This window comes from Pseudomonas sp. ABC1, from assembly GCF_013395055.1.
Lineage (GTDB): Bacteria > Pseudomonadota > Gammaproteobacteria > Pseudomonadales > Pseudomonadaceae > Stutzerimonas.
Map to the genome: position 1 here is coordinate 92,550 of NZ_CP058349.1, position 19,719 is coordinate 112,268.

General features: G+C 55.0%; 1 protein-coding gene and 1 pseudogene. Both read left to right on the forward strand.

Translation table 11 applies throughout. The features are described from left to right. Positions 1-115 precede the first annotated feature (115 nt). Positions 116-7,894: pseudogene (locus HW090_RS00295) on the forward strand (amino acid adenylation domain-containing protein); the annotation flags it as partial. Beyond that, entirely contained in the window at positions 7,891-19,701 is an 11,811-nt protein-coding gene (locus HW090_RS00310) for a non-ribosomal peptide synthetase (RefSeq protein ID WP_256930701.1), read from the forward strand. The pseudogene HW090_RS00295 and the gene HW090_RS00310, both read left to right, overlap by 4 nt. Positions 19,702-19,719: the final 18 nt, after the last annotated feature.

Genomic DNA, 19,719 nt, shown 5'->3' on the forward strand with positions numbered 1-19,719 from the left:
GCTTGAGTCCGTAAAAACCTTGTCCAGCAGGGAGCGCAAGGCTCTGGCAGTTCTGCTCAAGCGCCAAGGCATCAACCTGTATGGGGTCGCTCCAATTTATCCAAGGGAGCCAGAAGAGTCGCTGCTCCTCTCCTATGCCCAGCAGCGCCAATGGTTCCTTTGGCAGTTGGAGCCTGAAAGCACCGCTTACAATATGCCTACAGCCCTCAGGTTCAAGGGTGACTTGAGTATTGAGGCTTTACGTTCCAGCTTCGAGGCATTGATTGCTCGCCACGAAACCCTGCGCACCACCTTCCGACAGGAGGGGGAGCAGGCACTCCAGATCATTCATCCAAGGATCGACTTTGCCTTGGTCCAGGAGAGCCTGGAAGGCACTAGCGAGAAACTGATCCAATCCAAGGTCGAGGAAGAAGTCGCTAGGCCTTTCGATCTGGAGCATGGTCCGCTGCTACGGATAAAGCTGCTGCGGTTAGCTGAGGACGATCATGTCCTGATCTTGACCCTGCACCATATCGTCTCCGATGGCTGGTCTATGCCCATTATGGTCGATGAGTTGGTCCAGCTTTACCAAGGCTATTGTACAAATCATCAAGTAAATCTACCGGAACTACCGATCCAGTACGCCGACTACGCCATCTGGCAGCGCCAATGGATGGAGGCCGGTGAGCGGGAACGGCAACTGGCCTACTGGAAAGCGCAACTGGGAGACGAACAACCGGTACTGGAACTGCCCACAGACCGACCACGTCCGGCGATCCAAGATCAGGAGGGTGCTAATTTCAGCGTTAGTCTTAGCAACGACCTCGCACAGTCGCTGAAACAACTGGCCCAGCAACAGGGTGTCACCCTGTTTATGCTGCTGCTGGCCAGCTTTAAAGCCCTGTTGCACCGCTACTCGGGCCAGGACGATATTCGCGTGGGTGTTCCCACTGCCAACCGTAACCGGGTGGAAACTGAAAGTCTGATCGGCTTTTTCGTCAACACCCAGGTGCTAAAGGCCAAATTCGACCTGGGTACCACCTTCAGTGACTTGCTCAAGCAGATCCAGCAGACAGCACTGGGCGCACAGGCGCACCAGGATTTGCCGTTCGAGCAACTGGTCGAGGCTTTGCACCCGGAGCGCAGCCTGAGTTATAGCCCGCTGTTCCAGGTGATGTACAACCACCAGACCCAAGTCAGAGGCGAGGCTCGCCTCTTGTCAGGGCTGGCAGTAGAAGGGGTGTCCTGGGAAAAGCAGACCGCCCAGTTCGACCTGACACTGGATACCTTCGAGTACAGAGAGGGTATTGGCGCCTCGTTGAGCTATGCCACGGCATTGTTCGATAAATCCACCATCGAACGGCTGGCTCAGCATTGGATCAATCTGCTGCAAGGTATCGTCAAGGCGCCGAGCCAGCGTATTGCAGAATTATCGCTGCTCAGTCCAGAGGAACAGCAACAGATTACCTACGACTGGAACCGTACCGAAGCGAACTATCCAAGCGACCAGTGCATTCACCAGTTGATCGAAGCCCAGGCCGAGAGAACTCCATATGCCACTGCAATGGTCTTGGGCGATGAAGAGCTGACCTATCAAGAACTGAATAGAAAAGCTAACCAACTGGCGCACAAACTCCGCGAGTTGGGTGTAGGCCCGGATGTACTGGTCGGTATCGCGGTGGAGCGCAGTCTGGAAATGGTGATTGGCCTGCTGGCGATCCTCAAGGCCGGTGGTGCCTATGTGCCGCTGGATCCTGAGTATCCACGGGAGCGCCTGGCCTATATGGCCGAGGATAGCGGCATTGGGTTGCTGCTGACGCAGTCCGGCATGCTGGACTTGCCCGGGGTTCTCAGCCTGTACTTGGATCAGGAGGCCAACTGGCTGGAAGGGTACGGGGACGATGATCCCGCTCCTCTGGCCAGATACGATAGTGCCGCTTATATGATCTTCACATCTGGTTCGACGGGTATGCCCAAGGGGGTGACCATTCCCCATGGTGCCTTCGCCATGCACTGCCAGGCCGCCGCGCAGCGCTATGGCATCACAGAGAAGGACTGCATGCTGCAGTTCGCCTCGATCAGCTTCGATGCTGCCGCCGAGCAGATCTTCATGTCCCTGGCCTTTGGCCTCCGGTTGCTGCAGGGTGAGGTGAAACAATGGTCGGTCGAGCAGTTGCTGGAGCGTGTCGAAAGACATGGCGTCTCCATCCTTAATCTCCCACCGGCCTACCTGGCTCATCTCTGCGAAAGTCTGGACAGGGCCAAGAAGGTCGTCGATATCCGTTTGTGCATCCTGGGTGGGGAAGCATGGAGCCATGGTTTGTTGAGTGGGGCTATCCGGGCGTCCCATATTTTCAACGCCTATGGCCCCACGGAAGCTGTGGTCACTCCATTGATCTGGGAAGCGGAATCCGGCGCCTTCGGGGGCTATGCGCCGATTGGGCGTCCCGTCGGGGAGCGTAGTGCCTATGTGCTTGATGAGTGCATGAATCTGTTGCCGTCAAACGGCAGTGGCGAGTTGTACCTCGGTGGAGAAGGGCTGGCGCGTGGCTACCACGACCGTCCCGCCCTGACGGCCGAACGCTTCGTCCCCGATCCCTTCGATAGCGGAGAACCGGGTGGAAGCCGACTGTACCGCACCGGCGATCTGGCCAAGTACCGTGCCGATGGTGTACTAGAGTACCTGGGCCGTATCGACTATCAAGTGAAGATCCGTGGTTTCCGCATCGAACTGGGTGAGATCGAGTCCAGGCTGCAGGAGCATGAAACGATTCATGAAGCGGCGGTGCTCGATATCGATGGTCCGATAGGCAAGCAACTAGCAGCTTACCTGGTACCCTCTGCGGATCGGGCGACTGATTCTGAACAACAGAGCGAACTGCGCACGAGCCTGCGCGATTATCTGAGTGAGCGGCTGCCGGACTATATGGTTCCAGCCCACCTGATTTTCCTCGAAGCCCTGCCGCTGACGCCCAACGGCAAACTGGATCGCAAGGCATTGCCCAGGCTGGATGTAAGCCAACTGCAACAGGCCTATGTAGCACCTCGGAGTGAGCTGGAGCAACGGATCGCCGCGATCTGGGCGGATGTGCTGAAGGTCGAGCGGGTTGGGCTGACCGACAACTTCTTCGAGCTGGGTGGCGACTCGATAATTTCCATTCAGGTGGTCAGTCGCGCGCGGCAGGCCGGTATCCGCTTTACACCCAAGGAGCTGTTCCAGCACCAGACGGTGCAGGGGCTCGCCTCCGTGGCACAACAGGGAGAGTCGGCTGGATTTCAGATTGACCAGGGCTTGGTAAATGGACAAGCGTTGCTGCTACCGATTCATCAATGGTTCTTCGATAGCGAGGTCCCTGAGCACCATCATTGGAACCAGTCGCTATTGCTTAAGCCGGGCAAGATACTGAGCAGTGAAACGCTCCAGCGGGCACTGCAAGAATTGATCACTCACCACGATGCCTTGCGCTTGGGCTTTTCGCGGCAGGCGGATGGTGTTTGGGCTGCGCAGTACCATTCACTCTTGGAACAGCAGCACGCCTGGGGGCAAAACCCCATCCTGTGGGCTGTCGATGTGGAGGGAGAGCAAGCGCTGGAGGATCTTTGCAATGAAGCCCAGCGCAGCCTGGATCTACAGGGCGGGCCCTTGCTTAGGGCCGTTTTGGCGACCTTGGACGATGGTAGCCAGCGACTGCTGCTAGTGATCCATCACTTGGTGGTAGATGGTGTGTCCTGGCGCATCCTGCTGGAGGACCTGCAGACAGCCTATGCTCAGTTGGATACTAGCCAGGTTGTCAGCCTGCCGGCCAAGACCAGCTCGACTCAAGCTTGGGCCGAGCATCTGCGTGATTATGCCGCCAGCGAGGTCTTGCAGCAGGAATTGTTGTACTGGCAAGCCGAGCTGGACGATGCAAGTGCCGAGTTGCCTTGCGATAACCCTGAGGGTTCTCTGCAAAGCCTGCACGCAGCCACTGCTCAGACTCGTCTTGATCAAGATTTCACCCGCCAACTGCTGCAACAGGCACCGGCAGCGTATCGCACCCAGGTCAATGATCTGTTGCTGACGGCGCTGGCTCGTGTCATTGCACGCTGGACAGAACGGAGCGATGTACTGATACAACTCGAAGGGCATGGCCGTGAAGAGTTGTTCGAGGATATCGACCTGACAAGAACCGTGGGTTGGTTTACCAGTGTATTCCCGGTGAAGCTGAGTCCAACTGGAACCCTGGATGGCTCGATCAAGGGAATCAAGGAACAACTGCGCGCGATTCCGCATAAAGGCATTGGTTTCGGTGCACTTCGCTATCTGGGAGAGGCGCCGGCACAACAAGCCCTGGCCCAACTCCCCATACCACGGATCACCTTCAACTATCTGGGGCAGTTCGATAGCAGCTTTGCCCAAGAGCAGGATGACGGAGAGGAGGCATTCCTTGCGCCTGCACTGGAAAGCCCAGGTGCAAGCCAGAGCGAACAGGCTCCTCTGGGTAACTGGCTAAGCATCAACGGCCAAGTCTATGGCGGCGAACTGAGTCTGAACTGGAGTTTCAGTCGTGAGATGTTCAGGGAGGAGACCATTCAGTGTCTGGCACAAGAGTATGCCGAAGAGCTCAAGGTGCTGATTGCTCACTGTGTGGACGAAAATACCTTTGGTCTGACGCCATCGGACGTTCCTCTGGCTGGTTTGAGCCAAGAGCAACTGGACGCTCTGCCAATAGCCGCAAAGATAATAGAAGATATTTATCCGCTATCACCAATGCAGCAGGGGATGCTGTTCCACACCCTGTACGCACAGGAGGGTGGCGACTATATCAATCAGATGCGTGTTGACGTGCAAGGGCTGGACATCGAGCGCTTTCGCCAAGCTTGGCAAGCAGCAGTCGACCGTCATGAAGTACTGCGCGCCAGCTTTATTACCCAGTTCGAACAGCCACTGCAGGTCATCCGCAAACATGTGGAAATGCCCTTCGCCAGCTTGGACTGGCGTACCCAGCCTGATCTTCAGGCGGGGTTAGATACTTGGGCCGAAGCCGATCGGCAAAAAAGTTTCGATCTGCTGAATGATCCACTGCTGCGTATTGCGGTCATTCGTACGGATGAAAACAGCCATCACTTGATCTATACCGGCCACCATATCTTGATGGACGGCTGGAGCAATTCGCAGTTGTTGGGTGAGGTGCTGCAGGCCTATGCCGGTGTGCAATCCAATTCGCAAACAGGCCGCTACCGGGACTATATCGACTGGCTGCAGAAACAGGATAAAGCGATCAGCGAAACTTTCTGGAGAGAACAGCTCAATGAGCTGGAAGAGCCGACTCGTTTAGCCCAAGCCATTCGCCAGGACAGAGCACATCTCGGCACTGGCTACGGCGATCACTACCAGGCTCTGGATCAACATCAAACCCGATACCTCAGTGAGTTCGCTCGTCAGCAGCGGGTAACGGTCAATACCTTGGTACAGGCAGCCTGGTTGCTGTTGCTGCAACGCTACACAGGCCAGGACACCGTCAGCTTCGGCGCCACGGTGGCTGGCCGTCCTGCGGAACTGAAAGGCGTGGAGCAACAACTGGGGCTGTTTATCAACACCTTGCCGGTTATTGCCAGCCCGAAACCGGAACGGAGCGTGGCACAGTGGATCGAGCAGGTACAGGCCCGGAACTTGGCCTTGCGTGAGCACGAATATACACCGTTGTATGAAGTTCAGCGGTGGGCTGGGCTGGGCGGCGAGGCGCTGTTTGACACTATTCTGGTCTTTGAAAATTATCCGATCTCCGAAGCTTTGCAACAAGGTGCACCAGAAGGCATCAAGTTTGGACCGGTAATGAGCCAAGAACAGACTAATTACCCACTAACCCTGGCAGTCGGTCTGGGCGATACCTTGTCGATTCATTACAGTTATGATCGGGAGCACTTCAGTGCTTCGACAGTTCAAAGAATTTCTGAGCATTTCAGAAACTTGCTTCAGACTCTTGCATATAGTCCACGAAAAGCTCTTGGTGAGCTACCGTTGTTGAGCCAGGACGAACAGCAGCAGATTATCTATGACTGGAACCGCACTGAAGCGAACTATCCAAGTGACCAGTGTATTCACGAGCTGATCGAGGAGCAGGTACGCAGGACTCCACAAGCGGTGGCCGTTGTCTTCGAGAGTCGGGAACTCACATATAAGCAGCTTGATAAAAAAGCTAATCGATTGGCGCACAAGCTGATTGAACTAGGCGTAGGCCCGGACGTGCTGGTGGGTATTGCCGTCGAGCGCAGTCTGGAAATGGTGATTGGCCTGCTGGGGATCCTCAAGGCTGGTGGTGCTTATGTACCGTTGGACCCGAAGTATCCACGAGAGCGGCTGGCTTACATGATCGAGGACAGCGGGGTTGGGCTGCTGCTGATCCAAGAGCATTTACAGGAACATTTATCTGTTCCGGAAAGTGTCCTCTGCTTGAGTCTGGGCCAGAAAACCGACTGGCTTGCTGGGTATGAAGAGGATGCACCGGCACGACAGTCGATGCAGGGCAGTGCTGCCTATTTGATCTTTACTTCTGGTTCTACGGGAAAACCTAAGGGCGTGACCATTCCCCATGGGGCTTTCTCCATGCATTGCCAGGCGGCTGCGCTGCGTTATGGCATCACTGAGAAGGACTGCATGCTGCAGTTTGCCTCGATCAGTTTCGATGCTGCTGCCGAACAGATTTTCATGTCTTTAGCCTTTGGCCTGCGATTGGTCATTGGCGAGATAAAACAGTGGTCGATCAAGCAACTGGTGGAGCGTATCCATAAGTATGGAGTCTCCATTCTCAATATACCACCGGCCTATCTAGCTCATATTGTCGAAAGCTTGGGCGGGGCGCAGAAGAGTATTGATGTCCGCTTGTGCATCCTGGGAGGCGAGGCCTGGGGACATGGTCTATTAACTGATGCCATTCAGGTGTTCCGTATATTCAATGCATACGGTCCCACGGAAGCCGTGGTTACTCCGCTGCTATGGGAAGCAGATTCTGAGATATTTGAGGGCTATGCGCCGATTGGCAGGCCGGTCGGGCGACGCTATGCCTATGTACTCGACGAGGGTTTGAGCCCGCTGCCAGTGAATCTGAGGGGTGAACTGCATCTGGGTGGAGAGGGGCTGAGTCGTGGTTATCACGACCGTCCAACACTGACGGCCGAACGATTTATCCCCAACCCATTCGATAATAGCGGGAAAGGTGGAGGGCGGCTCTACCGCACTGGTGATTTGGCCCGCTACCGTGCCGACGGTGTAATTGAATACGTTGGCCGTATCGACCATCAGGTGAAGATTCGCGGTTTTCGTGTAGAGCTGGGTGAGATTGAAGCCCGGTTGCAAGAGCATGAAGCCATTCGTGAAGCAGTGGTAATCGATATCGAAGGGCCGAGTGGTAAGCAACTAGTTGGCTATCTCGTCACGGATACTCGATTTTCGAATGGGCTTGAACAACAGGCTGCACTGCGTAGCAGCCTGCGCGATTATCTGAAGGAAGTCCTGCCGGACTATATGGCCCCAGTCCATCTGCTGTTCTTGGACAAGCTTCCGCTGACGCTCAATGGCAAGCTGGACCGTAAGGCATTGCCAAAACTCGATACCAGTCAGATGCAGCAGGGATTTGTCACGCCACAGAGTGAGCTGGAGCAGCAAGTGGCAAATATCTGGGCGGATGTTCTGAAAGTCGAAAAGGTTGGTCTGACCGATAACTTCTTTGAGTTAGGCGGACATTCTCTACTTGTTATTTCCATTGTGTCTCGGCTACAGATAGTTCTTGGCTTGAAAGTGGAGCCGTCGATGCTTTTTCAATATCCAATTTTGCGCGATTTTGTTTCAAGCCTGGATGGCCATGCCGCCTCTGTATTTGAAGAAAAGCTACACCGACTGGATGTTTTTTTTGAAGATTTGGAGGCGATCGAATGAGTATGGACGCGGCCATTAGTATTGCCAGGCGCTTTGTCACTCTACCGCTGGATAAGCGTAAAGTTTATCTAGGGAAAATGTATGAAGAAAATATCTCTCCAGCGAATTTGCCCCTGCCACCGGTTCAGAGCCTCTTTAATTCCATTCCATTATCTTATGCTCAACAGCGCCAATGGTTCCTCTGGCAGTTGGAGCCTGAGAGCACTGCCTACAATATGCCTACAGCCCTCAGGTTCAAGGGTTACTTGAATATTGGGGCACTTCGCGCCAGCTTTGAAGCCCTGATCGCCCGCCACGAAAGCCTGCGCACCACCTTCCGCCAGGAAGGGGAACAGGCGCTGCAGATCATTCATCCAAAGATTGACTTTGCGCTGCTTCAGGAGAGGCTGGAAGACACGAGCGAGGAGCTGATCCAGTCCAAGGTCGAGGAAGAAGTCGCTGAGCCTTTCGATCTGGAACAAGGTCCGTTGATACGGATAAAGCTGCTGTGGTTAGCCGAGGACGATCATGTCCTGATCTTGACCCTGCACCATATCGTCTCCGATGGCTGGTCGATGCCCATCATGGTCGATGAGTTGGTTCAGCTTTATGAAGGCTATCGCACAGGCCAGCAAGTCACTCTGCCGGAACTGCCGATCCAATATGCCGACTATGCCATCTGGCAGCGCAACTGGATGGAAGCTGGTGAGCAGGAACGGCAACTGGCCTACTGGAAAGAACAACTGGGTGAAGAACAGCCGGTATTGGAACTGCCCACCGATCGGCCACGTCCGGCGATCCAGAGTCAGGAGGGCGCTAATTTCAGCGTTAGCCTTAACGACGACCTCGCACAATCGCTGAAACAACTGGCCCAGCAACAGGGTGTGACCCTGTTTATGCTGTTGCTGGCCAGTTTCCAGAGCCTGCTGCACCGCTACTCGGGCCAGGACGATATTCGTGTGGGCGTTCCCACCGCCAACCGTAACCGGGTGGAAACCGAGCGGTTGATCGGCTTTTTCGTCAATACCCAGGTGCTCAAGGCAGAATTCGATCTGGACACAACCTTCAGCGGTCTGCTCAAGCAGGTCCAGCAAACGGCACTTGGCGCACAGGCGCATCAGGATTTGCCGTTCGAGCAACTGGTCGAGGCCCTGCACCCGGAGCGCAGCCTGAGCCACAGCCCGCTGTTCCAAGTGATGTACAACCACCAGACCCAGGTCAGAGGCGAGAGCCGCTGCTTGTCAGGACTGACAGTCGAAGGGCTTTCTTGGGACGGAAATACCACTAAGTTCGATCTAAGCTTGGATACCTTCGAGCATGGTCATGGAATTGCTGCTTCGCTGAACTATGCGACAGACTTGTTCGACAGGGCGACCATCGAGCGTTTGGCCAAGCATTGGCTCAATCTGCTGCAAGGCATCGTCAAGGCGCCGAGCCAACGTATTGCTGAATTGCCGCTGCTCAGTTCAGAGGAGCAGCAACAGATTATCTACGATTGGAACCGCACTGAAGCGAGTTACCCGAGCGATCAATGCATCCACCAGTTAATCGAAGCACAGGTCAAGGAAACCCCGGATGCCGTGGCTGTTGTGTTTGGTGATAAAGAACTGACCTACCAAGAGCTGAACAAAAAATCCAATCAACTGGCACACAAACTCCGCGAGTTGGGTGTGGGCCCGGACGTACTGGTCGGCATCGCGGTGGAACGCAGCCTGGAAATGGTGATTGGCCTGCTGGCGATTCTCAAGGCTGGCGGTGCCTATGTGCCGCTGGACCCGGAATATCCGCATGATCGTCTACTTTATCTAATAGAGAACAGTGGCATCCAGTTGTTACTGGCTCAGGAGTATCAGCAAGACAGGCTACCAATTCCTACTCTGTGCCTCTATCTGGATAAGAGCGGGCTGGACGTTTATTCACAAGAAAATCTTGCCAATTTCGCGCAGCCAGCAAACCTAGCATATGTTATCTACACCTCCGGCACCACCGGTATGCCAAAGGGTGTAGCAGTATCCCACGGTGCCTTAGAGAATTACGTCAATTCCATTGGTCAGTGTCTACCTTTGGATGCGATCCAAAGTATGGCGATGGTCTCCACACCAACGGCAGACTTGGGCCACACTGTTTTATACGGTGCTCTGTGCACAGGTAAGAAACTGCATCTTCTGGATAAGGAAACAGTTCTTGATGCAGAGGCATTTGCTAGCTACATACAGGTCTACGAGGTGGATGCCGTTAAGATTGTTCCTTCTCACTTGGGAGTGATGCTGTCTCTTGGACGGCAGGTGCTACCCAGGCGCTGTCTGATTCTAGGTGGCGAAGTCTGTCCCCCATCTTTGTTGAGCAGGATAGTGGCTTTGGCGCCAGGACTGACAGTGTTCAACCACTACGGCCCTACGGAAACCACCGTAGGCGTTCTGGCGGGAGAGATGAAGGGAGCTCCGCATCTGGGCTGGCCCCTGGGAAATACCGGTATCCAATTGTTGGATGACGACCTGCAAATTGTCCCTGATGGTGTCTGTGGAGAGCTGCATATCTCGGGTGCAGGGCTAGCCAGAGGTTATTTGGGGCGTCCGGCATTGACAGCCGAACGTTTTGTTCCCGATCTTTCCAACTCCAGCGGAAGGCGGACTTACCGTAGTGGTGATCGTATACGCCGCACCAGAGATGGGGAGTTACTGTTCGCCGGGCGTAAGGACAGCCAAGTGAAAATCCGTGGCTATCGTGTCGAGCTGGCGGAAATTGAAAGCCTACTGCGCACTTTTCCGGGCGTGGGCAATGTCTGTGTGAATATAGTTGAGGAGCAGGCTCAGCAACTGGCTGCCTATCTGGTGCCAGAGCTAGCTTTGGACGAGCAGGCACAACAGGCTTTTCTGGATGAAGTCCGGCAGTTGTTGAAACGGGCTCTACCGGGGCACATGATTCCTACCTATTTGATGATCCTGGATACATTACCGCTGACACCAAACGGCAAGCTGGACCGCAAGGCACTGCCGAAACCCGATGCCAGCCAGTTGCAGCAGGAATATGTCGCGCCGCAAAGCGAGCTGGAACAGCAGATCGCAAGCATCTGGGCGGACGTGCTGAAAGTCGAGAGGGTTGGCCTGAGGGACAACTTTTTTGAACTGGGGGGGCACTCTTTGTTAGCCATCCAGGTGATTTCTCGCATCCGCCAAGACTTGAATATCGAACAGCCACTGCGTACGTTGTTCGAGGCACCGATGCTGGAGGATTTCGCTGCCCATATAGGGCAGGGAGTATCCAATACGACACCGGCCTTTCAGCGAGTGGATCGTACTCAGACACTGCTACTGTCCTACGCCCAGCAGCGCCAATGGTTCCTCTGGCAACTGGAGCCTGAGAGCACTGCCTACAATATGCCTACAGCCCTCAGGTTCAAGGGTGACTTGAATATTGGGGCGCTGCGCGCCAGCTTTGAAGCCCTGATCGCCCGCCACGAAAGCCTGCGCACCACCTTCCGCCAGGAAGGGGAGCAGGCGCTGCAGATCATTCATCCAAAGATTGACTTTGCGCTGCTTCAGGAGAAGCAGGAAGATACGAGCGAGGAGCTGATCCAGTCCAAGGTCGAGGAAGAAGTCGCTGAGCCTTTCGATCTGGAACAAGGTCCGTTGATACGGATAAAGCTGCTGCGGTTAGCCGAGGACGATCATGTCCTGATCCTGACCCTGCACCATATCGTCTCCGATGGCTGGTCGATGCCCATCATGGTCGATGAGTTGGTTCAGCTTTATGAAGGCTATCGCACAGGCCAGCAAGTCACTCTGCCGGAACTGCCGATCCAATATGCCGACTATGCCATCTGGCAGCGCAACTGGATGGAAGCTGGTGAGCAGGAACGGCAACTGGCCTACTGGAAAGAACAACTAGGTGAAGAACAGCCGGTATTGGAACTGCCCACCGATCGGCCACGTCCGGCGATCCAGAGTCAGGAGGGCGCTAATTTCAGCGTTAGCCTTAACGACGACCTCGCACAATCGCTGAAACAACTGGCCCAGCAACAGGGCGTGACCCTGTTTATGCTGTTGCTGGCCAGTTTCCAGAGCCTGCTGCACCGCTACTCGGGCCAGGACGATATTCGTGTGGGCGTTCCCACCGCCAACCGTAACCGGGTGGAAACCGAGCGGTTGATCGGCTTTTTCGTCAATACCCAGGTGCTCAAGGCAGAATTCGATCTGGACACAACCTTCAGCAGTCTGCTCAAGCAGGTCCAGCAAACGGCACTTGGCGCACAGGCGCATCAGGATTTGCCGTTCGAGCAACTGGTCGAGGCCCTGCACCCGGAGCGCAGCCTGAGCCACAGCCCGCTGTTCCAGGTGATGTACAACCACCAGACCCAGGTCAGAGGCGAGAGCCGCTGCTTGTCAGGACTGACAGTCGAAGGGCTTTCTTGGGACGGAAATACCACTAAGTTCGATCTAAGCTTGGATACCTTCGAGCATGGTCATGGAATTGCTGCTTCGCTGAACTATGCGACAGACTTGTTCGACAGGGCGACCATCGAGCGTTTGGCCAAGCATTGGCTCAATCTGCTGCAAGGCATCGTCAAGGCGCCGAGCCAACGTATTGCTGAATTGCCGCTGCTCAGTTCAGAGGAGCAGCAACAGATTATCTACGATTGGAACCGCACTGAAGCGAGTTACCCGAGCGATCAATGCATCCACCAGTTAATCGAAGCACAGGTCAAGGAAACCCCGGATGCCGTGGCTGTTGTGTTTGGTGATAAAGAACTGACCTACCAAGAGCTGAACAAAAAATCCAATCAACTGGCACACAAACTCCGCGAGTTGGGTGTGGGCCCGGACGTACTGGTCGGCATCGCGGTGGAACGCAGCCTGGAAATGGTGATTGGCCTGCTGGCGATTCTCAAGGCTGGCGGTGCCTATGTGCCGCTGGACCCGGAATATCCGCAGGAGCGGCTGACGTACATGATGGAAGACAGCGGCATCCAATTGTTGCTGACGCAGAGCCATCTGCAAGAGCAGTTGCCGATCTCAAACCATATCAAAACTATTGTTTTGGATCAGGGCAACGAGTCGCTGAGAGACTACAGCGGAGTTAATCCGGAAAATATCGTTCGACCTGAGAACCTAGCTTATGTGATTTATACCTCTGGTTCGACAGGGAGACCCAAAGGAGCAGCCAATAGTCATGCAGGGCTGGTCAACCGCTTGATCTGGATGCAAAAAGCCTATGAGCTGGATACGGTCGATACCACTCTGCAGAAAACACCTTTTAGTTTTGATGTATCGGTCTGGGAGTTTTTCTGGCCGCTGATAACCGGGGCACGCTTGGCGATGGCACAACCCGGTGACCACCGTGATCCGGTGCGCCTGATCGAAACTATTCACCGCCATAAGGTAACTACATTGCACTTCGTGCCCTCAATGCTTCAAGCTTTCATGGCCAATGAGCAGGTGGAGAGCTGTACAAGCATCAAACGTATTGTGTGTAGCGGTGAGGCATTTCCAGTGGAGCTTGCACTGCAGACCTTGGTACGACTGCCGAAAGCGGAGCTGTTTAATCTATATGGCCCAACCGAGGCTGCGATTGATGTGACACATTGGACGTGTCGTCCAGAAGACCAGAGTGGCATTCCGATTGGACAACCGATTGATAACCTCAAGATGCATATCTTGATCGGTAGCTTTTCGCCTGCTGCTCAGCATGTAGCTGGGGAACTTTACCTAGGTGGGGTGGGGCTTGCCCGGGGTTATCATCAACGCCCGGCACTAACCGCGGAGCGATTTGTTCCTGATCCATTCGACCAGAGTAGGCTGGGAGGTGGTCGTCTGTACCGCACTGGTGATCTGGCTCGTTACCGTACCGATGGTGTGATCGAGTACGTTGGGCGTATCGACCATCAGGTGAAGATTCGCGGGTTCCGTATCGAACTGGGCGAGATCGAGGCCCGGCTGCAAGAACATGAAGCTGTTCGCGAAGCGGTCGTCATCGATATCGAAGGGCCGAGTGGCAAGCAACTGGCGGCCTACTTGGTATCGACTGGGGATCAAACGGCTGATGTCGAGCAGCAGAGTGAATTGCGCACGAGCCTGCGCGACTATCTAAAGGAAGTCCTGCCGGACTATATGGTTCCGGCCCACCTGCTGTTCCTGGACAAACTACCACTGACGCCGAACGGCAAGTTGGACCGCAAGGCATTGCCGAAGCCTGACGTCAGTCAATTGCAGCAGGAGTTCATCGCGCCGCAGAGTGAGCTGGAGCAGCAGATCGCAAGTATCTGGGCCGATGTACTGAAGGTCGAGAAGGTCGGCCTGACCGATAACTTCTTCGAACTGGGTGGCGACTCGATCATTTCGATCCAGGTGGTCAGCCGTGCCCGGCAGGCGGGTATCCGCTTTACGCCCAAGGAACTGTTCCAGCATCAAACGGTACAGGGGCTGGCCTCGGTAGCGACGTGTGGCGAAGAGGGAGGTCTGCAGATCGATCAAGGCCCGGTTACGGGCGAAGCGCTGTTGCTGCCTATTCATCAGCAGTTCTTCGAGGAAGACATCCCCGAGCGTCATCACTGGAACCAGGCGTTGTTGCTTAAACCAGGCAAAGATCTGAATGCCGAGTCCCTTGAACAAGCCATTCGGGCACTTGTCGTTCACCACGATGCTCTACGACTGAGTTTCACACAGGATGTCAATCGGATGTGGACGGCTTGTTACCACCCGGTTGCCGAACCGCAATTGCTTCTGTGGCAGTCCGAGGTTCAGGATGAAGCCGAGCTGGAGGCCTTGTGTAACGAAGCCCAGCGTAGCCTGGATTTGCAGGGTGGCCCACTGATTCGAGCGGTGCTGGCGACGCTGGCCGATGGTAGTCAGAGATTGTTGCTGGCGATTCATCACCTAGTGGTGGATGGCGTGTCCTGGCGCGTCCTGCTAGAGGATTTGCAGATGGCCTATGGCCAACTGCAAGCAGACCAGACGATCAAACTGCCTGCAAAAACTAGCTCGACCAAAGCTTGGGCGGAGCATCTGCAAACCTATGCTAATAGTGAAGCGCTGCAACAGGAATTAGGCTACTGGGCAACGCAGTTGGCTGATACTCAATCCGAATTGCCCTGCGATAACCCGGAAGGCTCTCTGCAGGGGCTTTATGCAGCCAGCGCTCAGACTCGTTTGGATCGGACCTGTACCCAACAACTGCTGCAACAGGCGCCGGCAGCTTATCGCACCCAGGTCAATGATCTGTTGCTGACGGCGCTGGCTCGTGTCATTGCACGTTGGACAGAACGGAGCGATGTACTGATTCAACTCGAAGGGCATGGCCGTGAAGAGTTGTTCGAGGATATCGACCTGACAAGAACCGTGGGTTGGTTTACCAGTGTATTCCCGGTGAAGCTGAGTCCAACTGGAACCCTGGATGGCTCGATCAAGGGAATCAAGGAACAACTGCGCGCGATTCCGCATAAAGGCATTGGTTTCGGTGCACTTCGCTATCTGGGAGAGGCGCCGGCACAACAAGCCCTGGCCCAACTCCCCGTACCACGGATCACCTTCAACTATCTGGGGCAGTTCGATAGCAGCTTTGCCCAAGAGCAGGATGACGGAGAGGAGGCATTCCTTGCGCCTGCACTGGAAAGCCCAGGTGCAAGCCAGAGCGAACAGGCTCCTCTGGGTAACTGGCTAAGCATCAACGGCCAAGTCTATGGCGGCGAACTGAGTCTGAACTGGAGTTTCAGTCGTGAGATGTTCAGGGAGGAAACTATCCAGTATCTGGCGCGGGAGTACGCTGAAGAACTCAGGATCCTGATCGAACATTGCATTTCTGAAGATAACAGCGGCCTGACTCCATCGGATGTTACTTTGGCCGGCTTGAGCCAGGAGCAACTGGACACTTTGCCGGTTATGGCTCGCGAAATTGAGGATATCTACCCGCTGACACCGACACAGCAAGGTATTCTGTTCCATAGCCTTCAGGATGATGTTTATGTCAATCAGACCAGTGTCCCGGTCAATGGTCTGGATATAGAGCGTTTTATCGCCGCCTGGAAGGCAGCGATAAAAGCACATTCAATACTGAGGACAAGTTTCCATACAGGTGGCCTGTTGAGTGAACCTGTGCAGGTTGTACATCGTATGGCCGAAATGGACTTGCAAGTGCTTGATTGGCATCACCTCAATCATGGGAAAAGCCTTGATCGGATTGACCAGCAGGCGGCAAAGGATCGCCAACATGGATTTTCACTTTCGCACGCGCCCTTGATGCGCCTTACTCTTGTTCAATTCTCGGATCAGCAACATCTGATATGGACCACTCATCACATCCTGATGGATGGCTGGAGTACCTCTCAGCTTATCGGCGAGGTTCTAGCCCGTTATGCGGGGCAGGCGGTCGAGCCAATTAAATATCAGTACAGTGACTATCTGGCCTGGCTGCAACGGCAGGATGCCGGATCCAGTGAACGTTTCTGGATGGAAAAGCTGGATACCCTGCCTGGCCCCACGTTGTTGGCTGATAATTTAGCGAAGCCTGATACAAATTCCGGTGGCCATGCGGCGCTGTATCTGAACTGGGATATAGCGCGGACGGAATCCCTACTCATTTTTGCAAAGCGCCTGAAAGTGACGCCTAATACAGTTATCCAAGCGGTATGGCTATTGCTGCTGCAGCGCTATACCGGACAGTCCACGGTATGTTTTGGTGCGACGGTATCTGGTCGCCCTGTGGATTTGCCCGGTATGGATAAAGTACTTGGGCTGTTCATCAATACCTTACCGGTCATTCAGGAGGCACTGCCAGAGCAACAGGTAGGACAGTGGTTGCAGCAGTTGCAAGACTATAATCTGGATATACGGAGTCATGAGCATAGCTCCCTGGCTGATATTCAACGCTGGAGCGGATACGCCGGGCAGCCACTGTTTGACAGTATTATCGTCTTCGAGAACTATCCCATCGGCGAGCGTTTACAGCAGGGCGTTGCAGAAACTATCAGCTTCGGGCAGGCCAAGAGTCGTGACGTCACGAACTATGCAATGGATCTGGCGATACATCTTGGGGCCACGTTGAACATTGAATTTATGTACCTGCGTGATCGCTTCATTCCTCAGGATGTCTCTCGAATAGTCGAATCCTTCGAACATTTGCTGCAGGCACTGCTTGGAAATGCCGATGGCTATCTGGGCAGTCTGCTTTTATTGCCTGAGGCAGAAAAAACCGAAGCAGATACTTCTCCGGGCATTCCATCCTTAGTCGAGCTTATTACCTCTCAGGCTCAGCGATCACCTCAGGCAATTGCCGTGAGGTGCGCCGGGGACAGCATGACTTATAAACTTCTGGAGCAGCGTGCTGGAAAACTTGCCAATATTCTACAAGCTCGGGGTATTGGGCTGGAAAACCGTGTCGGAGTAGCGCTGAATCGTTCGCTGGAGTCTATCGTTGCCTTTTACGCGGTGCTCAAGGCGGGAGCCGCCTATGTGCCCTTGGATATCGACTACCCGACGGAGCGTCTCGATTGGATAATTCGGGACTCGGAAATGTCGTTGCTGCTAACTCATTCCGATCTCGGTGCACGATTCAGTGGGGCATATGCCATCGATATTCTGGAAATCGATCGGCTCGGGGAGTGTGCTATTCCTTCTGCCTGGCCAGTAGCTGCACTCAGTCCCGACAGTCTGGCCTATCTGATCTATACCTCGGGGTCGACTGGGCAGCCCAAGGGCGTGGCGGTAAGCCATGGTCCCTTGAGCATGCACTGCCAGGCCATCGTCGAAAAGTATGGGATGGAGCAGGAGACTCGTGAACTGCTCTTTATGTCCTTTGCTTTCGATGGCGCCCAGGAGCGCTGGCTGTCGGTATTGCTCAGTGGCGGCGAGATGGTCTTGCGTGATCAACAACTCTGGACACCTGAGCAGACACTGCAGGTACTGCATGATAAAGCCATCACTATTGCCTGTTTCCCTCCGGCTTATCTGCGGGAGCTTGCCGAGTGCGTAGCCTCGTCTGATAAAGCACCGCCCAAGGTGGATACCTATTGTTTCGGTGGCGATGCGGTCGCCGAGGCGACGTTCGAGCTAGTCAAGTCCGAGCTGCGTCCGCGCTACCTGACCAATGGTTATGGCCCTACCGAGACAGTGGTGACGCCGCTACTGTGGACAGTAGATGCTCATGCGCAGCAGTGGTGTGGTGGCCCCATCGCGCCCATCGGCGCAGTGGTTGGTGCGCGTGAACTGTATGTGCTGGATACGCAACTCAACCGGCTGCCCGACGGGGTCGCAGGCGAGCTATTTATTGGCGGACAGGGATTGGCACGCGGCTACCACGCGCGTCCTGGGTTGAGCGCCGAGCGTTTTGTGGCCGATCCCTTTTCAGTCGGTGGTCGACTGTACCGAACCGGCGACCTTGTCCGGCTGCGTGCAGATGGGGTCTACGAATACCTGGGGCGTCTTGATCAGCAGGTCAAGATTCGTGGCTTCCGCATTGAGTTGGGGGAGGTCGAAGCGCGTTTACGCGAGCAGGCGGATGTGCGGGACGCAGTGGCTATAGTCTGTGGTGGCGAGGCGGATCGGCAACTGGTGGGCTATGTCACGGCTCATGGCCTGCCGCTGGGGCGAAACGAGGCACTGAGAGAGCGTCTGCGCGGATGCCTGCCGGACTATATGGTGCCGACGCAGATCATGGTGCTGGAGTCCTTGCCGGTGAGCCCGAATGGCAAACTGGACCGCAAGGCGTTGCCAGAGCCTGACTTCAGTGGTTGTGAAGAGCTTTATGTGGCGCCGCGCAATGCGCTGGAAGAACAGTTATCGCGTATCTGGGCCGAAGTGCTCGGCGTCGAGCGAATCGGTGTGACCGATAATTTCTTCGAGCGAGGCGGCGACTCGCTGCGCAGCCTGAAAGTCATCTCCAAGGTCCGGGCGTTGAAAATCGAAGGTTTCGAATTGAAGCTGCGTGATCTTATGACCCGTCCTTCGATCGCGGAACTTTCCGGTTTCAGCGATAGTGCGGCGCAGCTGAATCCGCTGCTACTGCTCAACCGCCAAGTGGCCTCGGTAATACCACTGTTCTGCATCCATGCAGGCTTCGGTACGGTGTTCGACTATGAGCCGGTTGCTCGCCGTCTTGATGGCGTATGCAGTATTTACGGTTTGCAATGCCGTATGTTGCTGGATCTTGGCTGGCAGGATGAATCGCTGGCCGCGATGGCCATTGATTATGCGCAATATATCCGCCAGGCCCAGCCTTATGGTCCGTATCGTTTGATGGGCTGGTCCCTGGGAGGAGTCCTTGCGGTTCTGGTCGCCGCGGAGCTTGAGCAGCAGGGGCAGGAAGTGGAATTTCTGTCATTGGTTGACAGTTTCATTCCCCCTGGAACGGGATTTGCCGAGGAGACGCATGGTGATGAGGGTGACTGGCGGCACGATCTGCAAGGGTTTATCCATTCCCTGTATGGGCGTGTAGTGGAAGAACTACCGTCTTCCTTGTGGGACAAGACCTGCGAGCCCACGCTGGAGCTTCTTGCGGATGTCTTTACTGGGTTGAACCTGGCATCGGCTTCTCCCTCCTGCGGAGAGGCGAGGGAATTCGATGCTGAAGACTTGGCCCAGGCCTTTATTGTGGGGATGAGGTTGAGAGCTTTGTCTTCGAAGGCTATCTCCATGCCGGTGCTGAAGGCGGTAGTGAATGTCTGGTGGGCGCAGAGCGAGGCTCATGCTCGGCATAAATGTTTTGAAAGTGCCCTGGGTACGGAGGTCGTGAGCTTATGTGTCGATAGCGATCACTACAGCATCTTGAAAGATTACGACTTCTTGGTTGCACAAGAAAGAATCCTTTCCTGCGCCATAGGTGTGGAACAGGTAATTTGATCGAACGCCAGCCTTTGC